Origin of the sequence: Acinetobacter sp. YH16051 (assembly GCF_013417135.1) — a bacterium.
Taxonomy (GTDB): Bacteria; Pseudomonadota; Gammaproteobacteria; order Pseudomonadales; family Moraxellaceae; genus Acinetobacter; species Acinetobacter towneri.
Window position 1 is genome coordinate 1 of record NZ_VPEN01000024.1, and the last position, 15,048, is coordinate 15,048.

General features: G+C 36.6%; 12 protein-coding genes and 1 pseudogene. 10 read left to right on the forward strand and 3 right to left on the reverse strand.

Annotated features, from left to right (window positions below; translation table 11 throughout):
• The first annotated feature begins 770 nt into the window (after positions 1–770).
• From FTV41_RS12655 to FTV41_RS12665, 3 genes are read left to right on the forward strand one after another with little or no spacing between them, the layout of a single operon-like run.
• A complete protein-coding gene (locus FTV41_RS12655; protein WP_179996651.1) occupies positions 771–4,178 on the forward strand; it encodes a TM0106 family RecB-like putative nuclease in 3,408 nt (1,135 codons plus the stop codon).
• 17 nt (positions 4,179–4,195) lie between these two features.
• Complete coding sequence (locus FTV41_RS12660) at positions 4,196–6,094, forward strand: McrB family protein (protein WP_257221959.1); 1,899 nt, start codon at positions 4,196–4,198, stop codon at positions 6,092–6,094.
• Between the two features lie 14 nt (positions 6,095–6,108).
• On the forward strand, positions 6,109–7,434 hold the full coding sequence (locus FTV41_RS12665) for an McrC family protein (RefSeq protein ID WP_179996652.1): 1,326 nt from the start codon (positions 6,109–6,111) through the stop codon (positions 7,432–7,434).
• Here FTV41_RS12665 and FTV41_RS12670 read toward each other — a convergent pair.
• The gene (locus FTV41_RS12670; protein ID WP_168382263.1) at positions 7,423–8,130 is read right to left on the reverse strand and encodes a hypothetical protein; all 708 of its coding nucleotides are present in this window, start codon (positions 8,128–8,130) and stop codon (positions 7,423–7,425) included. The two genes, FTV41_RS12665 and FTV41_RS12670, sit on opposite strands and share 12 nt — an antisense overlap.
• Positions 8,131–8,175: 45 nt before the next feature.
• Here FTV41_RS12670 and FTV41_RS12675 point away from each other — a divergent pair, with 45 nt between their 5' ends.
• Positions 8,176–8,859: a metallophosphoesterase gene (locus tag FTV41_RS12675; RefSeq protein ID WP_179996653.1), complete on the forward strand. Its 684-nt coding sequence runs from the start codon at positions 8,176–8,178 to the stop codon at positions 8,857–8,859.
• A gap of 287 nt (positions 8,860–9,146) precedes the next feature.
• Here the strand turns inward: FTV41_RS12675 and tehB are convergent, their stop codons facing one another.
• A complete protein-coding gene (gene tehB, locus FTV41_RS12680) occupies positions 9,147–10,013 on the reverse strand; it encodes an SAM-dependent methyltransferase TehB (RefSeq protein ID WP_154321273.1) in 867 nt (288 codons plus the stop codon).
• Between the two features lie 279 nt (positions 10,014–10,292).
• Between tehB and FTV41_RS12685 the strand changes: the two genes are divergently transcribed.
• From FTV41_RS12685 to FTV41_RS12710, 6 genes are all read left to right on the forward strand, one after another.
• Positions 10,293–10,919: a 2'-5' RNA ligase family protein gene (locus tag FTV41_RS12685; RefSeq protein WP_096901204.1), complete on the forward strand. Its 627-nt coding sequence runs from the start codon at positions 10,293–10,295 to the stop codon at positions 10,917–10,919.
• Positions 10,916–11,437 carry a bifunctional adenosylcobinamide kinase/adenosylcobinamide-phosphate guanylyltransferase gene (cobU, locus tag FTV41_RS12690; protein ID WP_179996654.1) on the forward strand — a complete coding sequence of 174 codons (522 nt, stop codon included), beginning with the start codon at positions 10,916–10,918 and terminating at the stop codon, positions 11,435–11,437. The genes FTV41_RS12685 and cobU overlap by 4 nt, the downstream gene beginning before the upstream one ends.
• The gene (gene cobT, locus FTV41_RS12695; protein WP_179996655.1) at positions 11,434–12,492 is read left to right on the forward strand and encodes a nicotinate-nucleotide--dimethylbenzimidazole phosphoribosyltransferase; all 1,059 of its coding nucleotides are present in this window, start codon (positions 11,434–11,436) and stop codon (positions 12,490–12,492) included. Before cobU ends, cobT begins: the two co-directional genes overlap by 4 nt.
• Entirely contained in the window at positions 12,489–13,094 is a 606-nt protein-coding gene (locus FTV41_RS12700; protein ID WP_179996656.1) for a histidine phosphatase family protein, read from the forward strand. Before cobT ends, FTV41_RS12700 begins: the two co-directional genes overlap by 4 nt.
• On the forward strand, positions 13,091–13,834 hold the full coding sequence (locus FTV41_RS12705; protein WP_004976907.1) for an adenosylcobinamide-GDP ribazoletransferase: 744 nt from the start codon (positions 13,091–13,093) through the stop codon (positions 13,832–13,834). Before FTV41_RS12700 ends, FTV41_RS12705 begins: the two co-directional genes overlap by 4 nt.
• Before the next feature lie 665 nt (positions 13,835–14,499).
• The gene (locus FTV41_RS12710; protein ID WP_004976903.1) at positions 14,500–14,709 is read left to right on the forward strand and encodes a hypothetical protein; all 210 of its coding nucleotides are present in this window, start codon (positions 14,500–14,502) and stop codon (positions 14,707–14,709) included.
• An 85-nt stretch (positions 14,710–14,794) separates the two neighbouring features.
• Here FTV41_RS12710 and FTV41_RS12715 read toward each other — a convergent pair.
• Positions 14,795–15,048, reverse strand: a pseudogene (locus tag FTV41_RS12715) (biotin synthase); the annotation flags it as partial.

Here is a 15,048-nt window from a genome sequence, read left to right on the forward strand (position 1 = left end):
GATAATCTTTTTCAGATTCAATCAATAATTGAACCGCTCTTTCTCTGATTTCAGGGGTATATTTTGGTTTTGTCATTGGAACATTCTCTCAAGAAAGTTGGTCTCCGACAAACCCGGTACGGTTCACACATAAATTGTAATGCAGATTTGCTAGGGTTCAAAACTGAAATCAAATATAAAGGCACTAGGGTAATAGATAGCTATACAGAACCTTATGTGAAAATGGAGCCTATTGTTCCTGATACGATTGGTTCAAGTTTTTCTAAAGCGATTTGTAGCTGAGAATATAAGTTATAAGGAAAAAGTGGGAAGTACTTTTTCCTTAAACTTAATGATTAGAATTCAACATTTGCTTGTTCAAGCATCCACTTTTCATATTCCACATGCCATTTTCTTAACCAGATGTAGCTATGCAAAATTCACATTATGATTCCCCAGATTTTTTTCATGAATAGAATATTTAACAATAGACCTTGCGGAGTATGCTTTTACCTAATTTTGAATTGGTTAAAACCTTATAAAATATAGTTTGTGGCTGTTTAAATTTTGACTAATGCAAGGTCTAATATATTTTTTAAGGCGACTGATGCAAAAATCTATTTTTTGTTAAAGGATGGCTAATCATTGTATTTCAACCGCAGATTATGCACGAATGCTAAAAAATCTGGGATGCAAATATTAACCAAGAAGAAGATCGTTTTTTGATTTATGAAAGAAGTCTATAGTAGTATTTGTTTTTTTAGTACTTTATAAAAATATTTGGGGTTAATATGAAACTACACAATGATAATTTAATTTTTTCACCCTCTGATTTAATTTTGTTTTTAGAAAGTCCTTTTGCTTCCTGGATGGAACATTTCAGTCTTATTTCTCCTGAAGCTTTAGATTTAAAAGATCAGGATGATGCAATGATGCTCATGCTTCAGGATAAAGGTGCAGAGCACGAATCATCTGTATTGGAAGGATTGAAGCAACAAGGCTTAACGATTGCGAATATAGGATTAAGTTCAGATAAGAAAGCTGCAACGATACAGGCCATGAAAGAAGGTGCAGATGTTGTTTTCCAGGCTTGTTTAAGTCAAGATCAGTTTACAGGATTTGCTGATTTTTTAGTCAAGGTTCCAGGTTCTAGTCAACTTGGGGACTATCATTATGAAATTTGGGACACCAAACTTTCAAAATCATTACAACCATATTACACCATTCAATTGTGTTGCTATCAGGAAATGATTGCAGCTATTCAAGGCCGTTATTCGAATGATTTTGTCATTATTTTAGGCGATCAAACTCAACAGCGATTGAGAACACAAGAATTTTACTATTACTACCAATCAGTAAAAAATGCCTTTTTGCAATTGCACGAAGAATTCGATTTAGAAAAGTACCCTAATCCTTCTGACTCCAAGTCATGGGGTTGTTGGAGTAATTATGCGAAGCAATTACTCAAAGAGGCAGATCATCTTTCTCAAGTCGCCACAATTACACGCTCGCAAATCAAGAAGCTGAATGCTGATGGTATTCAGACGATGCAAGACTTGATTAATAGTGATAAGCCAAGCATTAAGAGCTTGAATACTGATGTATATAAAAGATTAAAAGCTCAGGCCCAAATTCAGAGAAAAAGTGAAGGGCTTGCAACGCCTTTATTTGAAATCATTAACACTCATGAAAAATTAGGATTGGCACTATTACCTCAGCACTCTGAAAATGATGTGTACTTTGATATCGAGGGGTTTCCTTTAATTGAAGGGGGACTTGAGTACTTGTGGGGATGTACATATTTCGATGAAAAAGGTGAGCGTAAGTTTATAGATTTTTGGGCTCACAATGAAGTCGAAGAAAAAATGGCATTTAAATCATTTATCGAATGGGTTTATGCACGTTGGCAGCAAGATCCTACAATGCATATTTACCATTATGCAAACTATGAAATTGCTGCATGTAAGAAGCTCATGTGCCGTTATGGTGTTTGTGAATTAGAAGTAGATCAATTGCTAAGAAATGGAGTTTTTGTTGATTTATACAAGATCGTTAAAAATGGATTACTGATTGGTGAACCAAAATATTCTATTAAAAATGTAGAACACTTATATCGTGGTAAACGTGAAACAGAAGTGGGTTCCGGTGGCGATTCTGTTGTCGTGTATGAAAATTGGCGAGTTAATCCAGATGGATTAATCTGGCAAACATCAAAAGTCCTGAAAAGTATTCGAGACTACAATATTGATGATTGTAATAGTACGCAAGAGTTGGTGGCTTGGTTGCATCAGAAACAGCAAGAATTTGGCATCCAGTATGTAGGTAAAAAAGACATTGTAGAAAAAGAGGTAAGTGAGGAAATAACGGCAATAACTCACTTAAGAGATCAATTATTGAGTAAAGCAGAATCTCTTAAGGCTCACGATATAATTGAGTCACAAATTTGTGAAAACATGGCTTGGGCCCTGGAATTCCATCGTAGAGAAGCTAAGCCAGTTTTTTGGCGACTTTTTGAAAGAATGGGCTTAACAGTAGAAGAGCTTTATGATGACCTTGATTGTCTAGTAAATTGTATTCGTACAGACAAAGAGCCATTTAAACCAACCCCTAAAGCAAGAAGCTTAGCATATGAGTATTCATTTGATCCTCATCAAGAATTTAAAATGGCAAATACCACTAGCTTTTATATTCTTGGGGAGGAAGATGAAAAGGGGAACAATCTTAAAGCGACATTATTAAAAGAGCATTCATCAGTTTCAAAAGGCAGAATTTGCTTACAGCTTAAAGAGCCGCTTTCTGTTGTGCATTTAATCCCAGATGATTATGTGAATCCAAAGCCTATTCCAAAAGCAATAGAAACAGTAGTTCGAAGCTATTATGAAAACCAGCTCAATGATGATGCTATTCTCCATTTTTTAAGACGGGATTATCCACGCATCAAGGGGATAGAAAAGGGAGAAATAATTGTTTCTAGCCATAAAAATTCAGAAAAGTTGGATCAAATAAAATCGGCAATTTGTAATTTAGATAACTCATATATTGTAATTCAAGGACCTCCTGGTGCAGGAAAAACCTTTACAGGTAAGCATGTTATTGCAGAACTGCTTATGCAAGGAAAGAAAGTAGGCATTAGCTCAAATTCCCACAAGGCAATTAATAATCTTCTGATTGGTGTGGCACAGTATTGTCAAAATGAAAATATTCCAGCTCATTTCTATTGTACAAAAAATACAGATGCTGAGATTGAAAACTTTGGAATTTCAGAAATTAAGAATGACAAAATAGTTGAATATCTTGATGGTGCATGTGTCATTGGTACCACGGCTTGGGGGTTTTCTCGTGAGGAGTTAAATAAGCAATTTGATTATTTGTTTATTGATGAAGCAGGGCAAGTATCGGTAGCGAACTTAATTGCAATGAGTCAATCCGCTCATAATCTAGTTTTAATGGGTGACCAAATGCAACTAGGACAACCAGCACAAGGTACGCACCCTGGCGATAGTGGTTTGTCTATTTTGGATTATTTGCTAAGAGATTATCCAACAATTGAGTCTAACCGAGGCATCTTTCTCGACACCACCTACAGAATGCATTCAAAAGTAAATGAGTTTATCAGTCAGGCAATTTATGAGGGTAAGTTAAATTCACACAAGTCTAACGATCTGCAAGTTATTCAAGTCCCTGATGCTTATAAGGGGGTATTAAATAAGGAAGCAGGTGTTGTATTCATCCCCGTTGAACATGAAGGAAATACTCAAGCGAGTGATGAAGAGGTTCAAGCGATTCAACATGCTGTGAATGAGCTCATTGGGCGAATTTATACCGATAAGGAAGGTAATAAAAAGCCTATTACTTTAGATGATATTTTATTTGTAGCGCCGTATAACTTTCAGGTGACTAAACTTAAATCTGCTTTAGGTGAAAATGCAAAGCTAGGAAGTGTAGATAAATTTCAAGGTCAGGAAGCGCCTATTGTATTTTTTAGCTTATGTGCAAGTGATGCGGACGATTCACCACGTGGAATGGATTTTTTGTTTGATAAAAACCGTTTAAATGTAGCGAATTCGAGAGCACAGTCTTTAGCAATCGTGGTAGGGAATCCAAACTTAATGAATAGTAATACAAGCAATATTAAACAGCAGAAGTTAGTAAATGTATTTTGTCAGTTAATGGCATATGCACAAAATAGTAAAGGTTAATATCAGGATATTTATAAATGAATCAAGTTAATTTAACAAAACCAAAATGGGTACGTTTATATACTGAAAAGTTATTCCCTAAAATTAAAGAATATGAAAATAAACAAAGCGAACTTGCAATTAGAATTAGGGATATAAAAAAAAGTGTGGGACAAGATTTTAAATCTGATCTTATTTTTGATGAAAATAAGAGCATTGTTAATGATGAAAAATATCATCATAAGGAAATAGATCCTTTTACGGTTCTTAGTCTACTTAATGTAGGGACTCATGCTAATCGTTTGCAGATGCATAATGCTTTTTTAGAACTCAGCGAAGAGGAAGGCTTTGGGCTGGAAGATATAAAAAATATCCCTAGTTCTGATGGACAACGGGCTTGGTATTACCCCTATAAAGTTTTTAAAAATAAAAATGGCTCCATTGTCGAGCGAGATCATGACACGATTCCGAAACTGTGGGGGGTATTTAAAGAAATCAATGCTAAAGATAACCAGGAATATTTAAATTTCGATGATGTCAAGGAGATTTTGAAGATTAGTTCTGTTGGCATTAATAAATTATCTACAGCACTGTATCGTTGTAAACCTGAAGTCTATTTTCCACTCAATGCGGTTGGTCAAAGATATCTTACGAAGAATGAGATTAAATTTAATGTGAATTCAGGCAATACTGAAAAAGTTAATAAAAAGGTTTGGGGTGATTATATTGAAACTTTAAAAGCTCTGAAAAAGCGAAAACAAGAGAGCAGAAATATACTAGATAGTTATTCAAGGATTGTAGAGCAAGATAAGTTAAACGATGTATTATTCACACGAAATCAAATTTTGTATGGTCCTGCAGGGACAGGCAAAACATATAATACAATTAATGAAGCGTTATCAATTGTTTATAAGATTCAAAAAGATACTTTAAAAGAAATTATTCAGAAAGAACTGGAATCAAGAAAGATACCTATTTCAAATGAAAAAATTAGAGAGGAAATGAATCAAAGGTTCAATGAATATCTAAAAAGTACTGATAAACAAATAGCTCAAATTGGTTTTGTTACCTTTCACCAAAGCTATGGTTATGAAGATTTTGTAGAAGGCATTAAAGTTAAAGAAGTTAATGGACAATTAAAATATCCAGTAGAAGCAGGAGTGTTTAAACGTTTTTGTAAGTCCGCGAAAGATAATCCGACAGAAAACTATGTGCTGATTATTGATGAAATTAACCGAGGTAATATTTCCAAAATTTTTGGTGAACTTATTACTTTAATTGAGGAATCCAAACGTGCAGATCAACTTGAAGAGTTGTCTGTAACTCTTCCTTATTCAAATGAGCAATTTAGTGTACCAAACAATCTTTATATTATAGGTACGATGAACAGTTCTGACCGTTCATTAACTTCAGTAGATATTGCTTTAAGACGACGTTTTGAATTTATTGAAATGATGCCCGAGCCTAATGTTTTAAAGGATATTCAAATCACAAAAGAGAATAAAGTAGTGGAAGCTATTGATGTAGCTAAATTATTAGAGGTAATGAATAAACGTATTAAGGTTTTATTAGATAGAGATCACTGTATTGGTCATGCTTATTTTACTGAATTAAAACCTACTTCTGAAAAAGCAGCAGCTACGGTTCAAGAGCTTATGCAAATTTTTGAGAAAAAGATTATTCCTTTGTTGCAAGAATATTTTTTTGATGATTGGAGTAAAATCAAGTTAGTACTCGGAAATAACGGAATGATTAAAACTGAAAAATTGGAAAAGTCTTTATTTCCAAGTATGGATGATCAGTTAATTAGTAATCTTGAAAGTCGAAACTGGGAAATTAATCAAGATTTATTTAAAAATGAAGCAGACCTTCAGGATCAAATTGTTTCTCTTCTGCAGATTGTTACAGGCGTGAAAGCAAAAGAAAATGACTTGTAATAGGCTGAATTATAGTGCTTCTGAGTATTAGAGAATATGGTGTCATTGAAGACAATGGCACTGAACATGCATGTGTTAAAGAGTTGGATCATATCTGTGTTCCAACCTCAGTATTTGACTATTTATGTGAGCTTTCTAGTCAAACAAAAAAAAATGGTACTGCCATTTTTGAGTTAGAAGGCAGACGTAAAATAAAAGTAGATAACTATGTTGGTATTATCCAAACACCATGTGGTCATACAATTGAAATATTACCTAAGCATGTAGAAATACATGAGCAAGATAAAAGGGAAATTGTACTTGCGAATGAACGTCAATTACTCAGGAAAATGCTGAGAACCTTGTGGAAGCTTCCATCCCATCGAGAAGCAGGCTCAGCCTCATTGGATAAGTTAGATTTACCTTTGAGTGAATGGATCATGAGTCGCTTTTTGGAGGCATGCAACCTATTGCTTCAGCGAGGTTTACGGTCTGAATATCAACGTATTGCTGAGCAAAGTGCCTATTTAAAAGGTAAATTGAGTATCCAAAGATATCTGACACAACCTGTGACAGAACAACATTGTTTTCCGATTGAACATGATGTTTTTTCTTTAAATACAGCCCCAAATCGTCTTATTAAAGCTGCATTAGAAAAAATTTGTACACTCACACAAGATAATGATAATTGGCGATTGGCAAATGAAATACGTCAAAAACTCAGTGAAGTACCTAAAAGTACATTGCCATGCCTAGACTTTCCCCAATGGAAATCAGGCCGTTTATATGCTCAATATGAATCAATCAAAGTATGGTGTGAAATAGTCCTAGGTGAACTGACACCATCTGCATTACATGGTGAATGGCATGGAATGAGTTTGCTGTTTCCGATGGAAAAGTTATTTGAAGCTTATGTGCTGAGTAAGCTAGAAGAACAATACTCAGAGCATTACCAAATCCAAAGGCAGAAGAGTAATAAATATTTGTGCCATCATAATGGAAAAGATAGATTTAATCTTCGACCAGACATTTATTTTAAAGCTAAAAAAGATACACATAGCAATATGATTCTAGATACAAAATGGAAATTATTGGATCAGAATAGTGAAGACCAACGTTATGGAATCAGCGATGGTGATATGCAGCAAATGTTTGCTTATAGTTATATGTACCTTGAACACGATGCTCCAATAGTTTTGATTTATCCAAAAAGTTCCAAATTTAATAAAGCTTTACCAGAGTTTCAGTTAAATAAGCATGAAAGAGATCAAGGGAAAAATCCAGAGATATGGGTTCTTCCTTTTGATCTAGATAGTGATAAATTAATCGGTTTTGATATGATAAAAAAATCAAGAGATTAGAGACTTTTGACTTAAATGTATAATAGCTAACTTATTATCTGATATTGGATACTTTGAAAGCACAATGCTAAAGAATACATCTCTATCTCTGACATATTTTAAATGATCAACAGTATCTTCTAGCTGCGGTAAATAGCCAGATTCTGAATAAAAATCATAGCTTATTGAAAAATTGAAGGATACTGTTTCAGTATCCAATATCGTATTAAGGTAGGTATTAAGTTGTTGTTCATAATTAACATTGTTTTGCAATACCTCATGGATGTTGATGTATCGATATCCATCTTTATATGAGTCAGAATTAAAAAAATCCTGAGGATCAAGATAATATTCAGCAGAGCAATAAAATTTAATAAAACCATGATAAAACTTTTCTAAAGCTTGTTGGGATGACATAGATTGGTCATGCTCAAATATTAAGGCCTTTAGATCATTTTCTAATTTATTCTTTGAATATTCAGGCATGATAAGATGAATTTTATTGCAATTTATTTGTAGATTGCTAAGTTCATCACAGGACTCCAAGATGACAATATGAATTTTATTTTCAGTCTTGCTAGGAATTTGTTCTAAAGTTTTAACTGTAAATAATATAGGGTTTAGTCCATCTTCAAATGGCTTATAAAAATCAAGTGAAATTTTATTATTTGTATAAATAACAATATTTTGTAATGAATTGGAGGCTGTGGTAGTCATGTTCTATAATGGGATTCAAAATTCGTAGAAGGTTTTATTCATAGCATGAACGATATAATAAAGATACTTGTAAACCAAAATTATAATTCAGTTTATATCGTTGGAGATCTTCACGGGTCTTATAGTCTTCTAATGCAAGAGCTTCATCTAAAGAATTTTGATTTTGACAATGACTTGCTCATATGCACAGGAGATCTCATCGATAGAGGTAATGAAAATTTAGAATGTATTTCATTACTCGATCAAAAATGGTTTTTAACTGTGCGCGGTAATCATGAAGAAATGTGTATTCGAGGGCAGTATGATCCTAAAATGAAAGACATGCATGCAAGGAATGGTGGAGCATGGTTTTATAGACAATTTCAAAAGACGCGACAGAGAATTGTTGATCGTTTAACAAAGTTACCTTTAGTGATTGAAGTTGAGCTGAAACATAAAAAGGTAGGTGTTGTTCATGCCGACATTGATATTCATGATTGGAACATTTTTAAGGAAGATATTGTCAAAGGTGACTATAAAATTCCAGGTATCGTATCAACATATTCAAATGCACTTTGGGGTAGGGGGAGAATACGTAATCATTCAAACCAATATGATATCGTCGAAAATATCGATGAAATCTATTTAGGTCATACGATCGTAAAAGAACATACGAAAATCGATAATTGCCATTATATTGATGTTGGTTCCTCTTTTACCAAGAAACTTTGTATTGTAAAAATCCAATGAACTTGGTGATGTGGTAGGGGGGTGGTGGTGAAAAAAGTTTAATTGATTAAAAAAACAACATTTAAATCATGTATCCTAGCTTGTATCCTGTAATTTTAAAAAATTAATTAGTTTAATAAAAACAATAGGGTAGGTGATAGTTCTCGTCTGTCTGGGCCCACCATATAAAACAACCACTTAGGTGTACTAATCCTAAGTGGTTTTTTATTTTAAGCTTTATGTAAGCAATTGAAATGTAGTCTGTGAGCAGCTCAAAAGCTTATTCATTTAAGATTCCACTTGCACATCTACTTTTTCCTCGCCAACAACGTCGCAAAACGCTGTTTAATGCGATTGCCATCTGCATCTGTGCGGTGCAACTCACCGACATTTTCATTGTATTTCACAATATCCCAATCAGCATAATATGCACTTAACTCACCCGCTTTAAAACTAAAAGGGAAGTCTTGTTGCACGGGGTAATCTTCAGTATCCATAGCGCAAACAATTAAGTTAAAGCCTTGTGGTTTGGTCGCTTGCTGCATGTGCTGAATAAGCGTAGGAATGGTTTCAGGCGCCAAAAACATCATCACCACTGTACAGTTAATGAAGTCATATTCCTCCGTAATTGTGGCATCCTGATTTAAATCCCGCACAGTAGTTTGAATAGATGAAATCTGTTCTGTAGCAATAATTTCATTTAATTTTTGGATACTACTCGGATTCACATCCCAAGCATCCACCTGAAAACCGTTTTGGCTCAAATACAGCGCATTTCGGCCTGTACCACAGCCAACATCCAAAGCTTTACCCACGGTTAACTGTGGAAGTGCCATTAAAATTTCAGAATGTGTTGGGCTTAATTTATATTTTTTAACAAAATAATCTTGAGGCAAACAATAAAAACTAAGCTGGCACTCAATATCATCACTGGCAGATACAATTTTATGCCACGCTTGCGGTTCAATAAATGGTGGTTGATTTTCCACGGAAAAAATATGCTCAGATTGTACTTCACCAGATTCATGCAGCATCGAAAAATGCAATTCGCCTTTTAAAATAGTCAACTTCGCCCATGTGCCGACTTGGGTATTGTGTTGTTTTTTAAACCCTTGTGGAATTGAGTCATGATTCCAAATAGGAAGTTGTTTATAACAGATCAATTCTTGTTGCATCATAAACTCCAGTTATACCGATTCTGATGGGGTAAAGCTTCACAGTAATGTAGTGTCTTGTGTAGATTAGAAAATATCATCTTCATTTCAGCATAACATTGCAGACCTGTTTCAGCCATCTTCTGAATTTTATCCATCTCATTAAAATCAAAATTATTTAAATGATGTAGATGGTTAAAATACCAAACTGAAAAATATTCACCTCAAATTGCATGATTTTCATGTCTATTCAGTTGTGAATGTTTTACCATAAGCTGTTTAAATTCATTGAATTATCCCGTGTTTATTCAAGCCAATCAGTACGTTATTCCAACACAGCAGCATGATTATCCTGAATGGCATCGTGGGCGTGAGCGTTATGTGCTTTGGTATTTAGCTGTTCAACATCCAGCTTTAGAATGTTATTTACAACAATTAAAACAGCAATTTTCAGATGTATTATTTCGCCCAAACACTCGCCAGTTTCATATCACCTTATATATTTGTGGGTTTTATGCAGCAAAAAAGCATTGGGAAGATGACTTTCTCGAGTCACAATTTCAACAACAAGTTCAAGCCTTACAGCAGTTGCAACTAGAGCCTTTTCAACTGAAAGTGGGCGGCATCAATAGTTTTGATAGTGCTTTATTTGTAGAAGTGCAAGATCAATCACAGCAACTGGCGCGTATACGTCAGGCACTTAGCGTAGGCGGGGCTGAAATCGCAGCTTTACAGTATCATCCACATATTACTTTGGGTTTATATCAAACAGCTTGTTCAACCAATTTGATTTTGCAGCGTATTCAAAATCTCCCCGTGCAATATTTCGATTTAGATATCCATCATTTAAATTTTGGTTATTATCAGGCACACACTTTACAAGGTCAGCTATTTAGCACGCATCAATTTCCTTTGGAGCACATGTGATTCAACTTATTTTGGGCGGTGCGCGTTCGGGTAAAAGCCGTATGGCTGAGCAAACCGCGCAGCAACTTGGCAAATCCGTCATTTATGTAGCAACTGCACAAGCGGGCGATGCAGAAATGCAGGCGCGGATTCAGCATCATCAACAACAGCGTCCGCAGACTTGGCAATTGTGCGAAGAGCCTTTGTATTTGGCGGAGCAGTTAAAGATGCTGGATCATCCGAATGCTGTGATTTTAGTAGATTGTCTGACTTTGTGGATGAGTAATTTGTTGATGCAATCTGCAGAAAGCTTTGCCGAACAACAAATTTCAGCATTGCTCGAAGTTTTACCTCAGTTGCAAGCCGATATTATTTTAGTGAGCAATGAAACAGGTTTGGGTGTTGTACCGATGGGCGAAATAACCCGAAAATTTGTCGATGAAATAGGGCGATTACATCAGCAATTGGGACAAATTGCAGACAAAGTGCAGTTCTGTGTCGCAGGTTTTCCAATGCTTTTAAAAGGAGAGAATCAATGACTTGGTGGTTTGCAGCGTGTCAAAAGCCGAACGAACAGATGAAACAACAGGCAATTGCACGACAACTTCAATTGACCAAACCGACAGGTTCATTGGCAACATTGGAAAATATTGCGATTCAACTGGCGGCTTTGCAAGGAACAACGCAGCCGAATATTGAACGTCCGTGGATATGTATTTTCGCAGGCGATCATGGCGTGATGGAAGAAAATATTTCCGCCTATCCCCAAGCCGTGACTCGGCAAATGCTACAAAATTTTGCCACAGGTGGGGCATGTATCAGCGTCATCGCCCGACAATATCAGGCGCATTTACAAGTGGTGGATTGCGGCTCGGTCGGGGAAGCGTATGAATATGCAGGAGTAGAGCGGCATTGTATTCGTGCAGGCACAGCGAATTTTGCTAAAACCCGCGCCATGACTGAACAAGCGTGTGCAGATGCGATGGCACTTGGACGTCAAAGTGTGGAAGATGCCATCGCACAGCAGGCCTCGATTTATGTCGCAGGTGAAATGGGTATTGGAAATACCTGTTCGGCATCAGCCTTGTCTTGCTTTTTATTACAAGAACCTGCTGAAGCCTTGACTGGCATAGGCACAGGAATTGACACTGCACAATTGCAACATAAAAAACAGGTGATTGATGCTGCTTTAGCTCTACATCAGAACTATGTGCAAGATGATGCTTTTAAAGCCTTATGTGCAGTTGGTGGATTGGAGGTCGCTGCAATGGTGGGCGCGTATATTCGCTGTGCGCAGTTGGGCTTGCCGATGGTGGTGGATGGTTTTATCAGCAGTGCTGCTGCATTAGTTGCAGTGCGTTTAAATCCTCAAGTCCGAGAATGGATGTTGTTTGGGCATCAATCGGCTGAATATGGACATCGTCGCTTATTAGAAGCATTAGGTGCACAAGCCTTGCTGCATCTAAATTTACGCTTAGGTGAGGGCAGCGGTGCGGGCGCGGCATTGGGCATTATCCAACTGGCCTGTGCCTTGCATAATCAAATGGCGACTTTTGCCGAAGCTGCGGTTATTGGTGAGAAAGTATCTTTATGATCATGCTAGACCTATTAAGACATGGCGAAACAGAATTGGGTCATACTTTGCGTGGCTCAACCGATGATGCTTTGACTTTAAAAGGTTGGCAAGACATGCAGCAGACTTTAAACACGGCAATAGCTACAGGACAGCGATGGGATGTTGTGGCAAGTTCACCTTTACAGCGTTGTCTGCAGGTTGCTCAGACCTTTGCGCAAGCACAGCAATTGCCACTGTATATTGATGCACAATTTCAGGAAATGCATTTTGGTGCATGGGAAGCTATTTCCACTCAAACCTTATATGAACAATACCCTGAAGATTTAGCTAAATTTTGGATGACACCGACCCAATTTAGTCCGCCACAAGCAGAATCTTTGCTAAATTTTCAGCAGCGCGTTTTGCAAGGTCTGTCCGATCTCAACCAATATATACAACAACTTGAGCAACAACCTAAACGTGTGTTATTGGTCACGCATGGCGGGGTAATTAAATTACTCAAAGTGATGGCGCAGAAACAACCTTTAGACGATATTTTAAAAATGTCTGCAGCGTTGGGGCAATTGAGTTCATTCCAGTTACATCCCAATGGCAACATTTGCATGCAGGGGCAAACATGACACCTTTTTGGATTGCCTTGCAATTCCTGAGCACTTTTCCTGTTTCTTTAAAACAGATGCCAACTGCAGCGCAAAATGCACAATCACTGCTGTTTTATCCGCTCGTTGGCTTACTAATTGGAGCTGCGCTGTGGGGGATGGCGCATTTATTGCAATTCTTGCCTTTGGTTCTGAGTAGCAGCTTAATTTTAGTGCTCTGGATTTGGCTGACAGGTGGTTTACATTTAGATGGACTGGCTGATACTGCCGATGCATGGGTCGGCGGTTTTGGTGATCCTGAACGTAGCTTAAACATCATGAAAGACCCAAGCAGCGGCCCGATTGGAGTATTGAGCTTACTGATCTGCTGTTTATTAAAATGGTCTGCGTTGTATGTATTGCTCGAACAACAGTATTTGGCATTTTTGCTGTTTGTACCCGTATTGGGACGATTAAGCGCTTTGGTTTTATTTTTAAGCACGCCTTATTTACGTGCCAATGGTTTAGGCACTGCTATTCAGGCACATTTGCCTAAAACAGGCACAAAAATTGTGATCGCATTGACCTTGCTTGCAGGAGTGCTTTGGGGATGGGTGGGTTTGGTGACCGTTCTGACTTTTATCCTTAGCACCTTGTATTTGCGATACAAGTTTATGCAGCGTTTAGGTGGAATTACGGGCGATACCGTTGGTGCGAGTATTGAAATAACAGAAAGCATGATGTTATTGGCTATTGCGATTCTTTGGTTTTTAATAAATTAGCTTTTGAGCAGTTTTTCTTGTTTCAAGTGCGCTGAAAATTGAAATAATATAAGCGAATGAATTTACAGCTATTTATGCACTCAATTTCAGCAAGTATGCAGATGAATTTGTCATTTGTCGGAAAGTTCCTAAATTAGATTTGCTATTTTTTTTAAATATGATAATAGTAGTTTATGTCAATCAGCCTTGATGGCATTTGTATCTCAGGATGAGATCACAAACGTGATGTATAAAAATCAAAAGGAATGTCATTTATGATCAAACTGTTAAAGCAAATTTTCTGTATCCATATTTATGAATATGACGCAATGGAAGAAATCGGGGCGCATTTAGAGTGTCGTAAGTGTGGGGATTCTAAGACACAATAATGTTAAGTATTGAATCTGTATTAAAACCAAGTGAGTCTTTATGACTCACTTTTTTATTTTAGGCTAATAGCCTGAATATTTTGCTTAGTCTTGACTGCATGTATAGATTAGACTGCACTTATCCATCTTCAAAACTACATATATCATTCCCACCTCTTTTGGTGGGGAGACTTCTCATGCTGTACGAAGTTTGATTTATACAAGTGCACAATTAAATTTTCTATCCTCCGCACACTTTATCCCACAAGGTATTCCGCTTAAAATTCTGTATCTAGAAATATTGAACTGACCGTATTTATGGCTAAAAACTTTCAAGAAAAAACGTATATTGTAGATGACAATCTAGCAGATACTTTGACGTGGTTGCTGCATCATCAGGACTGTTATGATCGGTTTTATTATGATGCGATTCAGCAACAACTGACGGTAGAACATGCCAACGGGGTAGATATTATTAAAACAGGGCAGTATTTAAATGCCAGTTACGGAATTTTAATCACCTCTTAAAAGCATTGCCGCATAAACTTATTTTGCTGCATAAAAAACAAAGTCCCTTTGCGGGACTTTGTACATTTGGATGGATGCTAAAACTTTAAGCCATTGCCATCGCATCTACCGACAATTCAGAAACCGTTGGTTTAGCACGTTCAGGCACTAAGCCTAATTTTTGGAACAATTGTTTGTCTTTGCCTTCGCCTGCGTTTGGTGTAGTTAAAAGTTTTTCACCTGAGAATAACGAGTTCGCACCTGCCATAAATGCCAACGCCTGATCTGAATCAGATAATGATTCACGCCCTGCAGATAAACGAATATAGCTGTTTGGCATGATAATACGTGCAACTGCAA

Excerpts from the sequence above, each read along its gene's own strand:
- FTV41_RS12710 (WP_004976903.1), top strand. The coding sequence starts at position 14,500 with ATGGCTAAAAACTTTCAAGAAAAAACGTATATTGTAGATGACAATCTA.
- FTV41_RS12660 (WP_257221959.1), top strand. The coding sequence starts at position 4,196 with ATGAATCAAGTTAATTTAACAAAACCAAAATGGGTACGTTTATATACT.
- FTV41_RS12700 (WP_179996656.1), top strand. The coding sequence starts at position 12,489 with ATGATCATGCTAGACCTATTAAGACATGGCGAAACAGAATTGGGTCAT.
- FTV41_RS12705 (WP_004976907.1), top strand. The coding sequence starts at position 13,091 with ATGACACCTTTTTGGATTGCCTTGCAATTCCTGAGCACTTTTCCTGTT.
- FTV41_RS12655 (WP_179996651.1), top strand. The coding sequence starts at position 771 with ATGAAACTACACAATGATAATTTAATTTTTTCACCCTCTGATTTAATT.
- FTV41_RS12670 (WP_168382263.1), bottom strand. The coding sequence starts at position 8,130 with ATGACTACCACAGCCTCCAATTCATTACAAAATATTGTTATTTATACA.
- FTV41_RS12675 (WP_179996653.1), top strand. The coding sequence starts at position 8,176 with ATGAACGATATAATAAAGATACTTGTAAACCAAAATTATAATTCAGTT.
- tehB (WP_154321273.1), bottom strand. The coding sequence starts at position 10,013 with ATGCAACAAGAATTGATCTGTTATAAACAACTTCCTATTTGGAATCAT.
- cobT (WP_179996655.1), top strand. The coding sequence starts at position 11,434 with ATGACTTGGTGGTTTGCAGCGTGTCAAAAGCCGAACGAACAGATGAAA.